General features: G+C 63.1%; 16 protein-coding genes. 9 read left to right on the top strand and 7 right to left on the bottom strand.

The window, feature by feature from the left end; translation table 11 throughout:
* Positions 1–10 precede the first annotated feature (10 nt).
* The 3 genes from CK226_RS27890 to CK226_RS27880 all read left to right on the top strand — a co-directional run bounded on the left by CK226_RS27890 (position 11) and on the right by CK226_RS27880 (position 3,186).
* Positions 11–1,306, top strand: a complete 1,296-nt coding sequence (locus CK226_RS27890; RefSeq protein ID WP_095775203.1) for an HlyD family type I secretion periplasmic adaptor subunit — start codon at positions 11–13, stop codon at positions 1,304–1,306.
* Between the two features lie 177 nt (positions 1,307–1,483).
* Entirely contained in the window at positions 1,484–2,170 is a 687-nt protein-coding gene (locus tag CK226_RS27885) for an aspartyl/asparaginyl beta-hydroxylase domain-containing protein (protein ID WP_095775161.1), read from the top strand.
* Between the two features lie 134 nt (positions 2,171–2,304).
* Positions 2,305–3,186, top strand: a complete 882-nt coding sequence (locus CK226_RS27880) for a DMT family transporter (RefSeq protein ID WP_095793527.1) — start codon at positions 2,305–2,307, stop codon at positions 3,184–3,186.
* 60 nt (positions 3,187–3,246) lie between these two features.
* On the opposite strand, the gene CK226_RS27875 is transcribed toward CK226_RS27880, so the two are convergent.
* Positions 3,247–7,791 (bottom strand): autotransporter domain-containing protein, encoded by a 4,545-nt coding sequence (locus CK226_RS27875; protein WP_095793526.1) that lies wholly within the window; start codon positions 7,789–7,791, stop codon positions 3,247–3,249.
* Positions 7,792–8,021: 230 nt separating this feature from the next.
* Positions 8,022–8,984, bottom strand: coding sequence for an AraC family transcriptional regulator (locus CK226_RS27870; RefSeq protein WP_095789345.1), 963 nt, complete (start codon positions 8,982–8,984; stop codon positions 8,022–8,024).
* A 280-nt stretch (positions 8,985–9,264) separates the two neighbouring features.
* Between CK226_RS27870 and CK226_RS27865 the strand changes: the two genes are divergently transcribed.
* The 3 genes from CK226_RS27865 (at position 9,265) to CK226_RS27855 (ending at position 12,922) form a co-directional block, all read left to right on the top strand.
* Complete coding sequence (locus CK226_RS27865; RefSeq protein ID WP_095793525.1) at positions 9,265–10,410, top strand: helix-turn-helix transcriptional regulator; 1,146 nt, start codon at positions 9,265–9,267, stop codon at positions 10,408–10,410.
* A gap of 317 nt (positions 10,411–10,727) precedes the next feature.
* Entirely contained in the window at positions 10,728–12,167 is a 1,440-nt protein-coding gene (locus tag CK226_RS27860) for a nodulation protein NfeD (RefSeq protein WP_095793524.1), read from the top strand.
* Positions 12,164–12,922: a slipin family protein gene (locus tag CK226_RS27855; protein ID WP_095793523.1), complete on the top strand. Its 759-nt coding sequence runs from the start codon at positions 12,164–12,166 to the stop codon at positions 12,920–12,922. Before CK226_RS27860 ends, CK226_RS27855 begins: the two co-directional genes overlap by 4 nt.
* A 235-nt stretch (positions 12,923–13,157) precedes the next feature.
* Here the strand turns inward: CK226_RS27855 and CK226_RS27850 are convergent, their stop codons facing one another.
* Together CK226_RS27850 and CK226_RS27845 are read right to left on the bottom strand one after the other, a co-directional pair.
* A complete protein-coding gene (locus CK226_RS27850) occupies positions 13,158–13,547 on the bottom strand; it encodes a VOC family protein (protein ID WP_095793522.1) in 390 nt (129 codons plus the stop codon).
* Between the two features lie 34 nt (positions 13,548–13,581).
* Complete coding sequence (locus tag CK226_RS27845; protein ID WP_095775168.1) at positions 13,582–13,791, bottom strand: hypothetical protein; 210 nt, start codon at positions 13,789–13,791, stop codon at positions 13,582–13,584.
* A gap of 142 nt (positions 13,792–13,933) precedes the next feature.
* On the opposite strand from CK226_RS27845, the gene CK226_RS27840 reads away from it, so the two are divergent.
* Both CK226_RS27840 and CK226_RS27835 read left to right on the top strand, forming a co-directional pair.
* On the top strand, positions 13,934–14,317 hold the full coding sequence (locus tag CK226_RS27840) for an SgcJ/EcaC family oxidoreductase (protein WP_095793521.1): 384 nt from the start codon (positions 13,934–13,936) through the stop codon (positions 14,315–14,317).
* 116 nt (positions 14,318–14,433) lie between these two features.
* Positions 14,434–15,357: an IS1595 family transposase gene (locus tag CK226_RS27835; protein ID WP_095793520.1), complete on the top strand. Its 924-nt coding sequence runs from the start codon at positions 14,434–14,436 to the stop codon at positions 15,355–15,357.
* A 51-nt stretch (positions 15,358–15,408) separates the two neighbouring features.
* Here the strand turns inward: CK226_RS27835 and CK226_RS27830 are convergent, their stop codons facing one another.
* Together CK226_RS27830 and CK226_RS27825 are read right to left on the bottom strand one after the other, a co-directional pair.
* Positions 15,409–16,293, bottom strand: coding sequence for a DNA adenine methylase (locus tag CK226_RS27830; RefSeq protein ID WP_095793519.1), 885 nt, complete (start codon positions 16,291–16,293; stop codon positions 15,409–15,411).
* A 65-nt stretch (positions 16,294–16,358) separates the two neighbouring features.
* Positions 16,359–17,660 carry a hypothetical protein gene (locus CK226_RS27825; RefSeq protein ID WP_142887666.1) on the bottom strand — a complete coding sequence of 434 codons (1,302 nt, stop codon included), beginning with the start codon at positions 17,658–17,660 and terminating at the stop codon, positions 16,359–16,361.
* 50 nt (positions 17,661–17,710) lie between these two features.
* On the opposite strand from CK226_RS27825, the gene CK226_RS27820 reads away from it, so the two are divergent.
* Positions 17,711–17,890, top strand: a complete 180-nt coding sequence (locus CK226_RS27820; RefSeq protein WP_095793517.1) for a hypothetical protein — start codon at positions 17,711–17,713, stop codon at positions 17,888–17,890.
* 124 nt (positions 17,891–18,014) lie between these two features.
* Here the strand turns inward: CK226_RS27820 and CK226_RS27815 are convergent, their stop codons facing one another.
* Positions 18,015–18,944 (bottom strand): LysR family transcriptional regulator, encoded by a 930-nt coding sequence (locus CK226_RS27815; protein ID WP_095793603.1) that lies wholly within the window; start codon positions 18,942–18,944, stop codon positions 18,015–18,017.
* Positions 18,945–18,965: the final 21 nt, after the last annotated feature.

Below are 18,965 nucleotides of genomic sequence, written 5' to 3'. Positions count from 1 at the left end.
AGGCGCAACGATGCAAGGCACCTCTCACCAATCCATCCGGCACTACATGCGTTTGGGCCTCATTGCGGTCGCGCTGCTGGTCGGCGGCGTCGGTGGCTGGGCCTCGCTGACGCGGATTTCGGGAGCGGTCATCGCCTCCGGGGTCCTCGTCGTCGATTCCCACGTCAAGGATGTGCAGCATTCGACCGGAGGCATCGTCGGCGAGATCGCGGCGCGTGACGGCGACCGGGTCAAGCGCGGAGCGCTGCTCGTGCGCCTCGACCCGACCGTGCCGGCGGCCAACCTTGCCGTCGTCACCAAGGCGCTTGACCAGCTGTCGGCACGCGAGGCGCGCCTCGAGGCCGAGCGCCGGGGTTCTGACACCATCGTCTTTCCGCAAGAGCTTCTCGATCGCCGCGGCGATCCGGCGATCGCCGAGATGATGGCCGGCGAGCAACAGGTTTTCGAGACAAGGCGTGCGGGTCGTTCCGGCCAGAAGAGCCAGCTGCAGGAGCGCATCCAGCAGCTGCAGAAGGAGATTGGCGGCGACACGGCGCAGGTCGAAGCCAAGTCGCAGGAAATCACGCTCGTCGAGGAGGAACTGGCCAGCATACGAGCACTGTGGAAGAAGCGGCTGATCTCGATCGATCGCCTGACCGCCATGGAGCGCGAGTCGGCCCGGCTCGACGGAGAGCGCGGCCAGCTGACTGCGGCCCTGGCACAGGCCCAGGGCAAGATCGCCGAGATCAATTTGCAGATCCTCCAGATCGACCTCGAACTCGGCACCGACGTCAACAAGGATTTGCGCGAGATCGACGGCAAGGTCGGCGAGCTGACGGAACGCAAGATCGCCGCCGAGGACCAGCTCAGGCGCATCGACATCCGCGCGCCGCAGGACGGCGTCGTGCAGCAGTCCATCGCCCACACCATCGGCGGCGTGATCACCCCTGGCCAGACGATCATGCAGATCGTGCCCGACAGCGACAGCCTGACGGTCGAGGCCAAGATCGCGCCGAGCGACATCGACCAGCTCTGGGTCGGCCAGCCGGCGGCGCTGCGCTTCTCGGCCTTCAACCAGCGCACCACGCCGCAAATCAACGGCACGGTCGAACTGACCTCACCGGACACGACGACCGACCAGCGCACCGGCATCAGCTACTACACCGTTCGCATCGCGACCACGCATGCCGAGGTGGCACGCCTCGGCGAGGTCAGGCTGGTTCCCGGCATGCCGGTCGAATCCTTCATCAAGACCGCGGACCGGACCGTGATCTCCTATCTCGTCAAACCGCTGCAGGATCAGATCAGCCGCGCCTTCAGGGAATGAGGGAGCTGCAATTGCGGGGCAGGCCTCGGCCTGCGCACGATGATCGGTCTTTTCATACACAGACGGCAGGGCTGCTGGTGATCGTGCCACGGCTGGCGGGGCCAGCGCACGGCGTCGTGAACAAAATGTGTAACCAAAATCGGGGCCGTCCGTTTATGATGCGACGGAGGCCATGCGATGTCGCGCACCTACGATCTTGCATCCGATGTTATCCGGCGTGTCTATGAAAGGCGCATTGACGCGCCGGCGATCCTCGATTCCGCCAGCGAATTTCCGAACGCGGCGAAATTCACCGGCGCCTGGCGCGACATACGCGACGAAGCGCTTGGCGTGCGTCTGGGCAAGGTCCCGCGCTTCCATGACATCATGCCGGAGCAGGCCGATATCTCGGCCAATGACGGTCTCGACTGGCGCATGTTCGTGCTCAAGGCCTATGACATGGCGGTGCCGGAGAACCTGGCGCGCATGCCGGTGCTCAGCCGCTTGCTCGCCGAATGCCCGGAAGTCAAATCGGCGGCGATCTCGTTCCTGGCGCCGCGCAAGCACATACCCAGCCATCGCGGGCCGTTCCGCGGCATCATGCGGTTTCACCTAGGCCTGGTCATCCCGCGCCAGGCCGATGGCCGCCCGGCAACCATCATGATGATCGACCATCAGGAAAGACGGATCAGTGACGGCGAAGGCATGCTGTGGGACGACACCTATCCGCACGAGGTGATAAACAACGCCGATGAAGCGCGCATAGCCCTGCTCTTGGATGTCTGGCGCCCGGGCATGCCCTGGGACATGGAAATGCTGTCCCGGATGATCGTGCGCGGCGTGCAGGCGGGCATGCGCCGCCGGGGCGTGTCGTTCAGCGGCTGAAACGGCGAGGGCGCCAGCACGCCTCGACACCTGTCTTGACCCTATCAAGCCGCCTTCACTGCCTCAGGCGGGCCGGTTCGGCCTATGCCGATACCGCCGCGTCAGCATATCGCGGCAGGGAAGGACAAACCGAAGTGACATCGATGCCGGTTGCCAGGCGCGAAGCGGCGCCCTTGCCTGTCGCGGCGCTGATGGGGGCCATGGTGTCGATCCAGATCGGCGCCACCTTCGCCAAAACCCTGTTCCCGCAGATCGGCGCGCAAGGCACGACGACGCTGCGGCTGGTGATCGGCGCGCTGATGCTGATCGCGGTGCTGCGGCCCTGGCAGATGCGGCCGACGCGCGCCACCTTGCCGTGGCTGGTCGCCTATGGGGTGACGCTCTGCGCGCTCAACCTGTTGTTTTATGCAGCCCTTGCCAGGATCCCGCTCGGCGTCGCCGTGGCGCTGGAATTTTCCGGGCCGCTGCTGGTGGCGACGCTGGCTTCGCGGCGCGCCAGCGACTTCGCCTGGATCGCGCTTGCACTGGCCGGCATCATCCTGTTGTCGCCCTTCATCCACTCCTTGCAGCCGCTCGATCCGACCGGGGTGATGCTGGCGCTGGCGGCAGGCGGCTTCTGGGCGCTCTATATCGTGCTGGCACAGAAGGCGGGTGCGGAGCTTGGCACCCGCACCACCGCCTATGGCATGGCGATCGCCGCCGTGCTGGTGCTGCCCTTCGGCGTGGCGCAGGCGGGAACGGGGCTGCTGGCGCCGTCGGTCCTGGCCAGCGCGCTGCTCGTCGGCCTGTTCTCCAGCGCGCTGCCATTCTTCCTGGAGATGGTGGCGCTGACCCGCATGCCGGCCCGCATCTACGGCACGCTGACCTGCCTGGAGCCGGGACTCGGCGCGCTGGCCGGCTTCCTGTTCCTGGACGAAAGCCTGACCCCGCCGCAACTGGCCGGCATCGCCGCCGTCATTGTCGCTGCCGCCGGGACGGCGCTGACCTCGAAGCCGCCGGTGCCGTCGCCGGAATAGAGCTGGACGCCAGCACCGCATGGCGACATCAATTTGGCGCGAGCCGGCGGCCTGCTGTCGTCAGAACTTGACGCTGAGGCTTGCCTTGGCGCCGTTGTCGACGGCACCGCCGCCGAACTGCCCGGAATAGGACAGGCCGAGCGTCGCATCGGGCGACATTCTCATGTCGAAACCGGCTTCGATGACGGCCGCATCCCTGGCGATCGGCACGCCGGCGATGGTGAAGGCGTCGCCGCCGGCGAAGGCGAAGCTCGAGGTCGGCGTGACGTCGCCAAAAGCGTGACGCCAGCCGAGCATGCCGCGCGCGGTGGCATTGACGCCGCCAAGCGCAAAATCGCTCGAGCCGCGCAGGCCGAGCGTGGTGAAGGTGGCGTTGGTGCTCGTGCCGGCGCTGGTCAAGGCCGCCGCACCGCCGGTTTCGCTGAAGCCGTCAGTGCGCAGGCTGACATAGGCGAGGTTGGCGAAGGGTTCGAACTTGAAGCTGCCGGCATCAGCTTTGTAGGCGAGTTCGCCGAACATCTGCGCGGTGCCGGCGTCGTAGTCGGCCGAGAGCGCATCCGTGAAGCCGTTGAAGGCGAGGGAGCGCCTGGTCGAGAGGCTGCTCCAGCTGTAGGCGGCACCGGTGCGGAAGGCGATGGCGCCCCAATTGGTGCCGCCATAGAGGCCGAGATGGTAGCTGTCGCTCTTGCCGGAGGAATTGCGATCATCGGCGTCGAAGGACGAATGGCTGTAGCCGCCGAGAACACCGACGCGCCAGCCGCCGAGCAGCGTGTCGGCGCCGGCCAGCAGGCCGCCGGTCGAACGGTCGAAGGCGGCGGCGTTGCTGTCGGAATCCGCCTTGCCCCATGAGCCGAAAGCCTGGCCCCAGACGGCGAAGCGATCGGTGTCGGCGGCCACCATTTCCGGTCCGCCCTCGCCATAAGCCATGACCGGCAGTGGTGCCGCGCCGGCACCGCCGAAGGCAGCATCGATGCGGTTGGTGGCGGCGTCGCGGAGGAAACGGCTGTCTTCCAGCAGCATGCCCTTGGCCGAGGCATGGATCTCGCCCGAGAGCTGGTCGAAGGCGTCCTGGGCGGCCGCCGCCGTCGGCAGCAGCAGGATGGCATCGAAGAGCGGATTGCCGGCGCCAAGGCTGTCGGCGCCGCCGCCGGTGGCGATCTGGTTGGGCGTCAGGCCTGCACTGGCAAAGCTTGCCTTGGCCAGGTTGAGATAGACATTGTTCGCGTCATAGGTGAGCGTCGGCGCAATGAAGATCGAGCTGCTGCCTTCAAAACTGACCTTGTCGAAGGCGCCGGTGACACCGCCTGCCGCCGTGACGATCGTATAGGTCGTGCCGGTCGCATAATCCGGATAGGGGGTGACGTCGACCGTGCCGCCGCCGATCGTCACCGTACCGGTGGCGCTGATCCGATCGGATGTGCCGCCGCTTTCGACTTCAACCGCATAAATCGAACCCGCCGAGAAGGTTGTGTTGCCGACATTGATCGTGCCGATCGAATTTCCCGGTGCAAAGGTGCCGCCCGAAGCAATGGTCACATTGCCTGCCGTGCCCGACCCGCCAAGCAGGCCGCCGGTGACATTGATTGCGCCGCCGAGCGAGCCGTTGACATAGAGGCCGCCGCCGAGAACGTTCATCGTCCCGGTGAAGCCGGAGGAATTGCCGGTCAACTTGGTGTTGCCGGCGATCTGGTTGATCGTCCCCGGTCCGCCGATCGCCGAAGCGAAGCCATTGTTCGTGCTGGTATGGTTGAAATTGAGCGTGCCGGTGCCGGCGCCGAACTGGATGCTCGCCGCATCGAGCGTGCCCGCGGCCGCTGCCGGCGATCCACTCGCTGCACCGATGTTCAGCGTGCCGACGGAGCCCGCCAGCAAGGCGATGTTGACCGCGCCGCCGGCCGACACGGCGCCGCCATCCGCGACCGTCAGCGTGGCTGTGCCACCAAGGCCGATATCGAGATCTCCGCTATTGGCCCATGTCGAGCCGGGCCCGCTGACGTCAGCCTTGCCGGTGGACCCGGCATAAAAGCCTAGATTGCCAGTGGTGCTGGAGACCTTGCCGCCGTTCGAGACGGTCAATGAGCCCGTACCACGCTGACCGACGAGAAGGAGGTTGCTGCTGGTCCAGGTTGAGCCCGCGCCGCTGACCGCGGCCGTCCCCGTGGCCCCGGCCTCAAAAGCCAGATAGCCGGCAGAGCTGGTGACCGTACCGCCGTTTGAGATCGCCAGCGTGCCGGTGCCGTTTTCGCCGAGATAGAGGGAAGAATTGTTGGTCCAGACCGAGCCGACGCCGTCGACCGTCACGGCGCCGATGGCGCCCGCGGCGGAACCTACAGTGCTCACCAGGTTGACGACGCTGCCGCCATTCGAGATCGTCAACTTGCCCGTACCGAAATAGCCGACGCGCAGGTCCGAGAAATTGGTCCAGCTCGAAGTCGGTCCATCTACCGCGACGGTGCCCACGGACCCCACGTCGTAGCCCACGGAGCCAGTCTGGTTGCTGACGGCGCCGCCATTGGTGATATCGAGCGTGCCGGTTCCTGATTGGCCGACAATGAGTTTGCCGGTATTCGCCCAGTTCGAACCCACGCCATCCACCGTCGCGGTTCCGCTGGAGCCCTGATAGTAACCCAAAATGCCGTCTACATCGCCGAGGGCACCCCCTCCTGACACGGAAACGGTGCCTGCTCCGCCAACGCCCACAGTAAAGCCGCCGACGTTCATCCAGGTCGAGCCGATGCCATCGACAGTCGCCTTGCTCGAAGAATCCACCGAACCGCTACCTGCGCTTACGACGCCGCCATTCGTGATCGCCAATGTGGAGATCGAACCGGCGCCGACCTGTAGATAGCCGCTGTTGGACCAACTCGAACCCGCACCATCTACGATACCGGTACCTACGCCGGCACCGTACCCAAGCACGGCATTGACATCGCTGACACTGCCTCCATTTGTAATGTTCAACGTGCCGGAACCATCAAGCCCGACCTGCACATCGCCGCTATTGGTCCAGGTCGAACCCGCGCCATCGACGAATGCCATGCCGGTCGAGCCTGCTTTCGCGCCAATGACCCCCGCGCCATTGCTGACCGTGCCGCCATTCGAAATCGTCAACGTGCCCGTGCCGGCGTCGCCGACAGACAGGCTCGACGCGATGCTCCAGATCGAACCTATGCCATCGACCGTCGCCGTGCCGGTCGAGCCCGCTATGGCACCGACAAAGCCGATGTTGCTGCTGACGAGACCGCCGTTCTGGATGTTCAGTATGCCAGTGCCGCCATTTCCAACGTAGAGGCCGTTCGTGTCGCTCCAGGTCGATCCGCTTCCGGTGACCGTAAGGGTGCCGCTCGAATCGGCATTGATGCCGAGGTAACCCGACATGGCGCTCACTGCGCCGCCGTTCTGGATCGTCAGCGCGCCGGCACCGTAATTGCCGATGGAGAGAAGGCCGGAATTGGTCCAGTGCGAGCCCGCACCGTCCACCGTCGCGGCGGCGGCCGGGCTGAAATTGTCACCGATATAGCCGTTGGTATTGCTCACCGTGCCACCGTTCTGGACCGTCAGCGTGCCGGCGCCGCTCCAGCCGACATAAAGCTCGCCGGAATTGGTCCAGGACGAGCCGGCGCCGGCGACTGTCACGCTGCCGGTCGAGCCGGATTTGGCGCCGATCTGGCCGTTGGCGCTGCTCACCACGCCGCCGCTCTGGATCGTCAGCGTGCCGGCGCCGCCCCAGCCGACAAGTAGATTGCCGGAATTGGTCCAGGACGAGCCGACGCCGGTGACAGTCGCTGAGCCACTGGAACCGGCCTGCTCACCAATCGAACCGAGGGAATTGCTTACTGCGCCGCCGTTGGAGATGGTCAGAGTGCCGACGCCGGCATGGCCGATGAAGAGCGACGAACTGTTTGTCCAGGTCGAACCCGCACCATCGACCGTCACCGCGCCGTTGGAGCCCGCATGCCAGCCGATAGTGCCTACCGCATTGCTGACCGCGCCGCCCTTGGTGATGTTCAGCGTGCCCGTGCCATGTTCGGCGATGTACAGGTCGCCGCTGTTTGTCCAGGTCGAGCCGATCCCGTCGACGGTCGCGGTGCCGGTGCCGCCGGAGCCGACATGACCCACCGTGTCGCTGACCGCGCCGCCGTTGGAGATCGTCAAGGTGCCGGTGCTGCCCGGACTGGCGGCAAGGAAGAGGTCCGAACTGTTGTTCCAGGCCGAGCCTGCTCCCGTAACGGTCACGATCCCGTTCGCATCCGTAAGGTAGCCTACAAAGCCGGCACTGCTGGCGAGCGTGCCGCCGCTTTTGATCGTCAGCGAGCCTGTGTAGCTCGCAATGGTGCCAAGAAGGAGATTATGCGCGGCCGCATTTGCCCCGTCTATCACGGTCGGATTCGGAAACTTCGGATTGAGCACGACGTCGTCACCCGAGGTGGGAACAGCGCTGTTTTTCCAGTTTCCGGCGGTGAACCAGTCCGTGGAGGCAGCGCCGGTCCATATCGCGTCTGCCGAGGCAGTGATTGGCTGGCCGAGACAGACCAGCGCGGTCGACGTCAGCGCCAGATACTTCAACGCCTTCGCCTTGCGGCTTGCAAATTCGTGTTGCGGCATTCAATCCCCTGATATGGCAGTCGTTTCGCCCTGGCGCTGACATGTCATCGGCGGCAGGCTGTTGTCTTGGGCAGGGCCGCACCGGAATTGGACTGGAGCGAGGTGCGGTGGCTTTTCCCTGCACTGTGATGGTTTGGCATCATCGGTCGCTTCGGGCGCGGCTGAAGGACCGCCCTCCGCCCCGGAAGGAAGGGGATCATGTCGCCCGTCCGCAGCGGAACCATCCGAATCTATCGCACGCTCGTTGGCGTGTGGCCGAAACGGCGGCGGAAACAGCGGTTGAAGTAGGACACGTCGCTGAAGCCGTTTATCAGCGCAATTTCGCTGACACGCATGGCGTCATTGTGCCTTTGCGAGAGCATCTTGCGTGCTCCCTGCAAGCGCTGTTCGAGAACACGTTCGGAAAAGCTGACGCCTGTCTCCTGGAGCAGATCCTGGACATAGCGCGCCGACAGCCCGAGTTCCTTCGCGACGCCTTGCGCGGAGATGCCGGGGTTGGCGAAATTGTCGGTGATCTTGGCCAGGATCGCCTGCAGTCTCGCCGCCCGCAGGCCGCGCAGGCCGGCCAGTTCGGCAGCCTCGCCCTTCGCGCCGGTCACCAGCCCGATCAGGTCGACGATCGTTTCCGTAGCATGTGTTATGAGATCGGGCGAGGCGAGAGGGGGGCCGGTCTCGAGCAATTGGCAATAGCGTTTGAGGAAATCGAGAGCTTCGTTTTCGGCGCCGATCTTCAACGCCAGCCTGTCATCGATCTGCGGGAAGGCCCGGGTGAGGACTGCGCGTGGCACGACCACGTTCGTCCACACATTCCAGTCGGCGCCGGTCATTTTCAGCGCTTCCGCCGCGGTGACCAGGACGGCTTCCCCCTGACCGACGCCGTATTCACGGCCGGCCTGCGCCCCGCTCAGCACGGTGTCGGCCTTGTTGATCAGCAGCAGGTAGCCGTCATTGCCGTCGTCGGCGATGTTGCTCGCCTTCCGCGTCGCCTGCCGGATCGTTCCGGCCATCTGGCCAAGCACCAGCGATCCGACGGCCGTGGCTTCGATCGCGGCCTGGAAAGGCAGTTTTTCCGATATGCCGTATTCGACCGACCAGATCTCGGCGACATGGATGTCCTGCCAGAGGGAAAAACGGTCGCTTTCGCCAAGATGCGGCGGCAAATCGGTCGATGAGAACACCGTCTTTCTTGACAAGGAAGCGCCCCCGCTAAACCCGCAGTCTCAAAAAAATCGAACGCGGCGCTTTCCATTCCAGGAATAACCAGCGACATAGGTCGCCAAGCGTTCAACGGATCGAATTGGACCTTTAGTCGAGCTCAATCACGCTTGGCGTCACCCGAAAGTATGACGCCAGCAAAATCGTCCAGACAGGGTCGGCGTCCTTGCACCGACCCGCCGTCCAAAATTGCTGGTTTCATCTTTTGCCCGCCATCCATCATGGGAGGGGCGGGCATGCCGGGATGTAGGAGAAACGGTGGAAAGGCTGAGCAGCGAAGTCCTTTATTCGATTGTCGGCGATATCTACGACTGCGTGTTGAACCCCGACGGGTGGACTGGGGTAATGGTCCGCATCACCGAAGCCATGGATGCGGCCTATGCCACCATCGCGCTTGCCAGTACCGCCGGCAATCATGGCCGCTTCGCGGCCCAATCGCCGTGGGATCCGGAGCGGATGCGCGTGCTCCAGGAGGATTATGACTTTGACGCGATTCCCGGGCTGAAGGCCGCGGTCGTCGGCGATATCGACACGCCCGTGGCGACCCTGTCGCATATGAGCGAAGCCGACCTCCAGCGGACGCCCTTTTTTCAGAACTGGGCCAAACCGCAGGGATTGCGTGAGGGCTGCATCACCAAATTCGTTCATACGCCGGACCGGATCGGGCTCATGGGTTGCACCACGCGGGCAAGCAGGGGGGTGATTTCGGCCGAGGAGCAGCGCTTCCTGGCAATGCTCTCGCCGCATCTGCGCCGTGCGTCGCTGATCGGCGATCTGCTCGATCAGGCCCGCATGGCCGCCAATCTCTATCGCGCGGCGCTTGACCATCTCGCCGTCCCGGTCGTTCTGACCGGCGCCAACGGCGCGATCCTCCATGCCAATGGAGCCGCCGAGCTGATGCTGTCGGGACATGGTCCCATTCTTTCCAGGAACGGTGTGCTGCAGACGGAGAATGCGGCGGTTGCCCGCGCCTTGCTGGAAGCGATCGCCGGCGCCGCGGACGCGGATGGCTCACTTGGGTCACGCGGCATCGGTCTGCCCATTTCGGCCCCGGGCCAGCCGCCCGCCGTCGCCTATGTGCTGCCGTTGAGCGAAGGCACCGCGCGCGCGGCTTTCCGGCCCGCCTGTGCCGCTGTCTTCGTCTCGACCACGACGTCCTCTTCGCCACTGCCGGAGGCCGTCCTGACCACGCTGTTCGATCTCACGCCGGCGGAGGCGCGGGTACTGCTGCGCATCGGCAGCGGGTTGTCCGCGTCCAGAAGCGCGTTGTCGCTCGGCATCGGCGAGAACACGCTGAAGACCCACCTCAACCGCATCTTCGCCAAGACCGGCACGCGCCGCCAGGCCGATCTGGTCAAACTCATTGCGGATATTGGCACGCCCGTCGCGGCTCCCGGATCATAGTGCGGGGCCGGCTGAGGCTGCCAATCTCCGCCTCGCCGAGGAATCAGCGATTTCCTGAGGCGCCGATCGGCCGCGGCTGATCGGCGACAGCGGTCGGGAAAGCGCGGCGGCGCATTCCAGGGCAATTCCAGTGCGATCCAGCCCAAGACGCCAGGCGCGAGACAATGCAACACCGGCGCGTCGCCGAACGCCCCGCGCACGTGCCGCGCGGGAAACGCCATTCGCCGTCACATCGGCCTTCGCCCCAATCGACGCCATCAGCTTCCCATTGGACTTCGCCGGGACACCACCCATATTGAGTCCATGGAGCGTTGAGCGTGTCCTTCGCGCGGGTGGCCCTTCTTGCCGTGGCTTTTGTCGCCGCGGCTGCGTTTTCTCCCTTCGCCTCGGCTGGGAGCGAGAAGGTTGCGCTGAGCGTCGCCATTGACGGCGCCATCGGGCCGGCGAGCACCAGGCAACTCGAGGAAGCGCTCGATGTCGCCGCCAAGCGGGACGCCGCAGTCCTCATCCTGCAACTCGATACGCCCGGCGGGCTGGTCACCTCGATGCGCGAGATGATCGCCGACATCCTGGCCTCGCCGGTGCCCGTCATCGGCTATGTCGCGCCGGCCGGAGGTCATGCGGCGAGTGCCGGCACCTATATCCTCTACGCTACCCATATCGCGGCGATGGCGCCCGGCACCAATCTCGGCGCGGCGACACCGGTCGAGATCGGCGGGCTGCCGTCGCTGCCGGGCGGCGACAATGGCGACCAGAAGAACCAGGGCGACCAGAAGAACCGGGGCGACCAGAAGAACCGGGGCGACCAAAAGGGCCAAGGCGACCAGAAGGGTGAGGACGGCCGGCCGGCGGGCGACGCGATGATGGCCAAGGTGACCAATGACGCGGTCGCCCTGATCCGCTCGCTCGCCGAACTGCGCGGGCGCAATGGCGACTGGGGCGAGAAGGCGGTGCGCGAGGCGGCAAGCCTGTCGGCCAATGCGGCGCTGCAGCAGCATGTCATCGACTTCGTCGCCCACGACACCACCGAGCTGTTGCAACTGGCCGATGGGCGCACCGTCGATGTGGCCGGCAAAAAAGTGGTGCTGGCGACCAAGGGGCTGCCGGTCGAGACGCTGGAGCCCGGCTGGTTCATCCAGCTTCTTTCGGTCATCACCGATCCGAACATCGCGGTCATCCTGATGCTGGTCGGCGTCTATGGCATCATCTTCGAGTTCACCAGTCCCGGCGCGGTCGCGCCCGGCGTCATCGGCACCATCTGCCTGGTGCTCGGGCTCTATGCGCTCAACCTCCTGCCGATCAACTATACCGGCCTTGCGCTGATGCTGCTCGGCATCGCCTTCCTCATCATCGAGGCCCTCAATCCCACCGTCTTGCTTGGGGTCAGCGGCGTGGCCGCCTTTCTTTTCGGCGCCGCCATGCTGCTGAGGGTGGAGGGGCCGGGCTTTGCCATGTCATGGGCCGTCATCGGCCCCGCCGCCGCGCTGACGCTTGGGCTGGCGCTGCTGACCGGCACCTATGTCTGGGCGGCACGCAGGAACCCGCCGCGCGTCGGCGGCGAGGCGATGCGCGGCCTGCCGGTCGAGATCCTCGACTGGCAGGGCGGCGAGGGCCATGTGCTGGCTTTGGGCGAGCGCTGGCGGGCAAGGGCGGACGAACCGATCGCAGCCGGCGACAGCGTCGAGGTGACCGAGATAAGCGACCTCGTGCTGACCGTGCGGCGGCGCGATGCGGCAAGGAATGGAGCAAGACAATGATGGTTGGTTACGTGGTCTATCTGGTCGTTGCGCTGGTCGTGATCATGTTCCTGTCGGCGGCTGTCCGTATCCTCAGGGAATATCAGCGCGGCGTGGTCTTCACGCTTGGCCGCTTCACCGGGGTCAAGGGTCCTGGCCTCATCATCCTCGTCCCCTTCGTGCAGCAGATGGTGAAGGTCGACCTGCGGGTGGTGGTGCAGGATGTGCCGCCGCAGGACGTGATTTCGCGCGACAACGTCTCGGTGAAGGTGAACGCGGTGCTCTATTTCCGCATCGTCGACGCCGAGCGCGCGATCATCCAGGTCGCGGACTACATGGCCGCCACCAACCAGCTGGCGCAGACCACCCTGCGCTCGGTGCTCGGCAAGCACGAGCTCGACGAGATGCTGGCCGAGCGCGACAAGCTCAACAGCGACATCCAGGAGATCCTCGACCAGCGCACCGACGCCTGGGGCATCAAGGTCTCGAATGTCGAGATCAAGCATGTCGACCTGAACGAGAGCATGATCCGCGCCATCGCCAAGCAGGCCGAGGCCGAGCGGCTGCGGCGCGCCAAGGTGATCAATGCCGATGGCGAGCAGCAGGCGGCGGCGAAACTGGTCGAGGCGGGCCGGATGCTGGCGGCCGAGCCGCAGGCCATGCAACTGCGCTATTTCGAGGCCCTGCACGACATTGCCGGCGAGCGCTCGTCGACGGTGGTATTCCCGCTGCCGGTGGATCTGCTCAGCCAGTTCATGAAGGGGCAGGGGAAGTGAGGCATTGACGCTGCCGGTCTCTTCCCTCGTCGGCAGAGTCAATCGGCCTCGCCGCCTTCGTCCTCCTCCATCCGGGCGACCAGTCGCAAGGTGCGGCATGGGCGAAAGGGGTGGCTACAAGTGCTAGTGCGACGATTGCCAGCGCGCTTTTCATTATCGGTCCCCACCGTGGCGGGGGCATCATATAGAGATTGGCGAAAACCGGCGAGCTGCCAATCTCCCCTGAGTGGATCGCTTATCTGCTCTTGGCCGGCTCGAACAGTTCCACCAGATTGCCGGAAGGGTCGACCAGCAAGATCTGCGAGCCGCCTGGCCCCGTCACGATTTCATTGCGGAAGTTGAGGCCCGCAGTGCGCAACCGGGCGACCTCCGCCGCCAGGTCCTCGACGATCAGATGAATGCGGTTCCAACCGCCGGGTCCCGGCCGTTCACCGTCGGGCATCGGTCTGCCCGCCGAGCTGGTCGGACCGCTCAAAAGCAGGCGAAGCGCTCCGCGTCTGACGTCCGCGAACGCCGGCGCATGGTTCGAAAGTTGCTCAAACCCCAGATGCTGCGTGTACCAGGCCACGGCGTCACCGACGTCGCTGACCATATAGCGGACATTGACAGTCGCGGACGCGGACATGGTCCTGCCTCTCTTTTTTCACGACGAAGCCAGGCTACCGCCAAGCTGCTTCATTCTTCTGCTCATAATCCTGGAACGCCTTGATCAATCCGCCCAGAACCTCCGCCGACGTCTCGAACATCGCCTTGAACTGGGGCTCATCGACCTTTGCGACATCTTCCCGCAGGTGGTCCTGAATCTCCTTGAATGCCTTCTGCATCTTCTGTGTGTGGTGCCGCGGATCGCGGTCAGCTGCGCTTGCCATTGTCCTTCTCCATTTCGTGGAGTCCTCCGTCACAAAACGCGGGCGATAGCGCTCGGGTTCCGCCTGCGGCGTTGCTGGCGAAGGCGATTGCACTAGGTATTTACGACAATCCGATCGCCGACGATTGCAAGGAGATAAACCGATGACCGATGACGCAACCGCGATCCGCCACGTGGTCGAGACCTGGATGGCGGCGAGCCGGAATGGCGATCTGGAGACCGTGCTTGGCCTGATGACGGACGATGTCGTCTTCATGGTTCCCGGCAAGGAGCCCTTCGGCAAGGAAGCCTTCGCCGCCACCTCCAGGAGCATGGGCGAGACCAAGATCGATGGCGACAGCGAGATCGTTGAGCTCAAACTGCTCGGCGACTGGGCCTATATACGCAACCGCATCGATATGACGGCGACACCGCCCGGCGGCGAGCCGGTGCATCGGTCGGGCTATACGCTGACGTTGCTGCGCAAGGAGAATGACGGCCACTGGCGGCTGGCGCGGGATGCGAATTTGCTGGCGGCGAAAGGGTAGGGCGCGACCGCCGGAAGTGACTATCTCCCCTTTTTTTGGGCGATTATGTACTTTACTATGTACTTTACAAACCAAACCACGATGGATAGTGTGAACCTCAGATTTAGAGGGCAGTCATGTCCATCCTATCCAACCCATACTTTCACAACGAAGCAGCTGCCTTCGAGCACCTTGAAGAAGCCCTATGGAAGGGAGAGCCGGTGTGCCCGCACTGCGGCTCCATTAACAACGCCACAAAATTGCAGGGCCAAGCTACACGTATTGGTGTTTGGAAATGCAAGGATCGGCATTGTCGGAAGCAGTTCACGGTGAAGGTTGGCACGGTCTTTGAACACGGCCGTATTCCCCTGAACAAGATGCTGCAAGCAGTGCATTTGATGGTTTCCTCTAAGAAGGGGATTAGTGCACACCAACTGCATCGTATCCTAGAAATTCAATACAAGAGCGCTTGGTTCCTGTGCCACCGCATTCGCCTCGCAATGGCGTCTGGCGAGCTTTCCCCGTTGGGCGGCTCCGGCAAGACCGTCGAAGTTGACGAAACCTACATTGGCCGTTTGAAGGGTGCTCCGGTAAAGGCTGGCGGCTCTCACAAGAACGTCGTCGTCACGCTGGTCGAGCGCGGCGGTCGTGCCCGTTCCTTCCATGTCGATACCACCCGCATGGGCAACGTCATGCCTATCGTTCGCGCCAACATCGCCAAGGAAAGCGCGCTGATGACCGACGAGTCCGGCATCTATCGCCGCGCCAGCCAGGATTTCGCCTCGCACGATTTCGTCACGCATTCCAAGGACGAATACGTTCGCGGCACGATCCACACAAATACTGTCGAAGGCTACTATTCGATCTTCAAGCGCGGCATGAAGGGCGTCTATCAGCATTGCGGCGAGCAGCATCTGCACCGCTATCTGGCAGAGTTCGATTTCCGCTACAGCAACCGCGTTGCCCTTGGGGTCGACGACAGCACCCGCGCTTCCCTCGCGCTGAAGGGTGCCACCGGCAAGCGCCTCACCTATCGTAGGCCTGACCTCGCCGCCGAATAAACGTCAGTTAACCCCGCAACAACTTTGGGAAGCCATGAAGCGGAAGCACCGTTAGGCGGCGCTTCGATACTGAGGTTTGTGGACCTGAGCTTCGCGAATTTGCTGAGGCAGCTTGAGACCCTTTGAAGCGATCAAGAGTTCAGACCCAACCCGCTTCACCTGCGCAGAATAATTGAGGGAAATCTCATACTGCCTGCGCGAGGTGTAGAGCGCACTGATTTCATCGCAACGGTCGTACGTGATTATCCAAGGTCGGTCGAGGTCAAGGATTTTTGCGGCGACTGCGGCGTGGTCCTCCGGCTCATAAAAGCTCGTGTAGAGAGTAGAGCCTTTGTTAAAATATGGAGGGTCGATACAAAGGAATGTGCTTTCGGGAAGGTTGCGCTCCACATGCCTTAGAAAGTCCAGAGCGTCTTTCCGGTGAAGGTGAATGCGGTCTCGATATCTTCGCACACGCCTAATCCGTCGCTCCAATTCGCTCTTGGTGAAACGACAGTCAATCTTGTAGTCGCCCGCCTGATTTAGCCCGCCAATCACACCCGCGTTCTTAATAATCCCGGATCGATTTGTTCGATTGAGAAAGAACGTGGTGAAGGCAATTTCCAATTGAGAGAGCCCACGTTGGTTACGCTGCATCTCACGCCGTCGCAGCCACTCATCAAGAGTGATCGGAGTGCGGTTCATCAGGTCTATGAATTCGTCCGTCTGGTTGAGTACGACTTGCCAAAACGACCAGATCCCACGGTCAATGTCATTAATGTGGATATCGCTGACGTAGCCGCCATAAAGCAGGCCCAAAGCCAATCCGCATCCGCCTGCATAAGGTTCGGCATAGTGCCCATACTGAAATTTGTTCAACCGGATGATCTGAGAGACGAGCCCCATAAGCGGAGCTTTCCCACCGGGGTACCGCAGCGGTGAGGTTGCCAGTGGCATGCGTAGAGGACCCTTCCCTTTGAAATTAAGGGAGTTCTAGCAAGTTAGCCTTGCCACGGCCACAGCTATTTCCGAGGACCCAGCGACGCGGCCGTTTTTGTCAACAGTGGCGTAATCGTCGCGAGGTCGTTCGCAAGCTGCGGAGCATCAAAGTTCGCGGAAATCTGGTGATGCTTCGTCGCGTTGCCATTCCGGGATAGCCGTGTGAGCGCATCGCGAACCGGATTGAGTGCCTTCCCGCTTCCCATTCCAAGGTCGGCGAGTCTCTGATTGCTGAAGAACGCGATGAAGTCGGTGTCAGCATGCTTCCCGGCCAGAGCGGCCAATGATTCAATGAACGCCCAGACGCCTATGGTGAGAAGCAGCGTATGATCGAGGTGCACCGCGCAGATCGAATAGTAGAGGGCTTCAAGCTTGGAGTTGGTGTGATCCTCCAACGCCTTTGCTAGATGCTTGTCATATTCGAGATGCGTAGCCGGGCGCGGCTTCTTGGGCTGGGTTTTCCGCCGGCTTTTCACAACGGCCGGTGTTATCGTTTTCAACGCAATGGGTTCGGTCCGTTCGCCAGTAATATCCGAGTTTGCAGCAAGCTTGCGACCGTAGGCGTCCGCCTGCGCGCGGTTCATTCGCGAGGTTACCTTCTGCCCCTCTTTCAGGTCGTCGAAGAATCGAGAAAGCTGTTTTTTGACGTCTTCAAGTGGTCGGTTGTATGTGAGGTCGTCAGGATTGCTGGCGTCGATTCCAAGGGCTTCCTTCACAACGCTGCTATTCAGGAATCGCTGGACTGTAGTTAGTTTGCCTTGGCGTTCATCTTTTGAAATGAACCCTAAGCTCTCTGCTGCGTCCAGAACCGACAGGGCTACTCGGTTGCGGCTTGTGCCGAAGTGGCGGGCCTTCTGCTGGGCGTCCCAATCCAACTGACCGACACCACTTTGTGCTCCGTCGTGGATGACCCCCATCCAGAATTTCAGATCGTCATGGTCATCAAAAATGACCGCATTTAGCTTCTTTATCGGAAGGTGAGCCGAGGTCGAGACCAAGCGGGCAAAATCTCTCCGGAGATGCGGCGGCGCAAGGTCTGGATCGTTCAGTAGCTTGATCGCGCAAAGCCGGCGATTGCCTTCCCACACTTGGTAGGTCTTCTTGGTGGAGGCCTTTCCGGACCCCGGAACCTGTACCAGGCCGACCAATTGAAGCGGGTTGGGGCCGGCTTCGGAGATACTCCGAGCCAGATTGAAAACCTGTTCGTCCTTGCACAGATACTCTATAATCTCATCCTGAGATTCCATAGGCTCGTGACGAGGGTTTTCCTCATAGAGATAAATACGGTCAACCTCGATAGAATCCGGATGTCGAGTATTAGCCATCGCACTTCCCCCCAAAGAATTGTCCGCGATTAGAGACAGGACATTACAGTATGATTGGTGAGAAGCACCTTACGCAAGCTCAGAAATTTGAACAAGCCGCTCGGGAACTGGGCTGCGATGATTCCGAAGAAGCCTTTGATGCCAAGCTGAGAAGGATAGCCAAGCACAAGCCGAAAGACGACATACCGGCTGTGGAGCAGGCTAAGGCGCGCCGCCGACGCAAGAAGTAGGCGCTTCTACGGCCGTTTAGCGACGGGCTAGATGTAGCGCTTGGTTCGCAAAATACATAATCGCCTTTTTTTGGGGTGTGTGCACCGCGTTCGATCGCCGGCGCGAACGCCCGCTACGTCGCCCTTACCTTCGCCACGGTGGCTCCGGCGAAAAGCGCTTGCTGATCCAGTCGGCGAAGGCGCGGGTCTTGGCGGCTTGTCCCTTGGCTGAGGGAACGACGACATAGACCGCGCCTTCGTCGGCCAGCGTCCACTCCTCCAGGACAGGCACCAGCCGTCCGTCGGCGAGTTCGCGGCCGATCAGCCAGTCGGTGCTCATCATCAGGCCGAGGCCCTGCACGGCGGCCTCGACCAGCACCTCGGCATCGTCGCTGACCAACGGCCCGGAAACCTCGACGCGTGCGCGCCGGCCCTCGTGGTCGGTCATCTCCCAGGCCGGAAAGGTCTGGAAGCCGCTGAAGCCCAGGCAGGAATGTTCGAGCAGCGCCTGCGGCGTCCGTGGCCTGCCTCTTCGGGCGAGATAGGCGGGGGCGGCGCAAAGCAGCCGGCGCCGCGTCGCCACCTTGCGTGCCACCAGGCGCGAATCCTCCAGCGCGCCGAGCCGCACGGCGACGTCGAAATTCTCGGCGACCAGATCGGCGAAGCGGTTGGAGAATTCGGCCTCGATGCGGATATCGGGAAATTCGGCAAGGAATTGCGGCAGCAGCGGTCCAATCCACATGCGCCCGAACGTGCCAGGCAGCGCCAGCCTGAGCAGGCCGCGCGGGCTGCCACCGGCATGCGCCGACGCGGCGGCCTCGGCCTCGTCGACGGAGGCGAGGATGGCGCGCACGCGCACCAGGAATTCGGCACCGGCTTCGGTCAGCGACACGCTGCGTGTCGTGCGATGCAGCAGCCTGACCCCCAGCCGCTCCTCCAGCGATTGCAGGCGCCGCGACAGGATGGTCGCGTCGCGCCCGACACGCGCCGCCGCCCTCGTGAAGGAGCGCGCCTCGGCGATGGCCGCGAAGGCCGCCATTTCGGCAAGGGCCGCCGGTTCGTGGGATTGCTGCATGTTTCGCATTACTCAAATGCA

Origin of the sequence: Mesorhizobium sp. WSM4311 (assembly GCF_002295115.1) — a bacterium.
In the GTDB taxonomy this organism is placed as follows: Bacteria; Pseudomonadota; Alphaproteobacteria; order Rhizobiales; family Rhizobiaceae; genus Mesorhizobium.
This window is presented reverse-complemented; position numbering and strand designations above follow the sequence as displayed.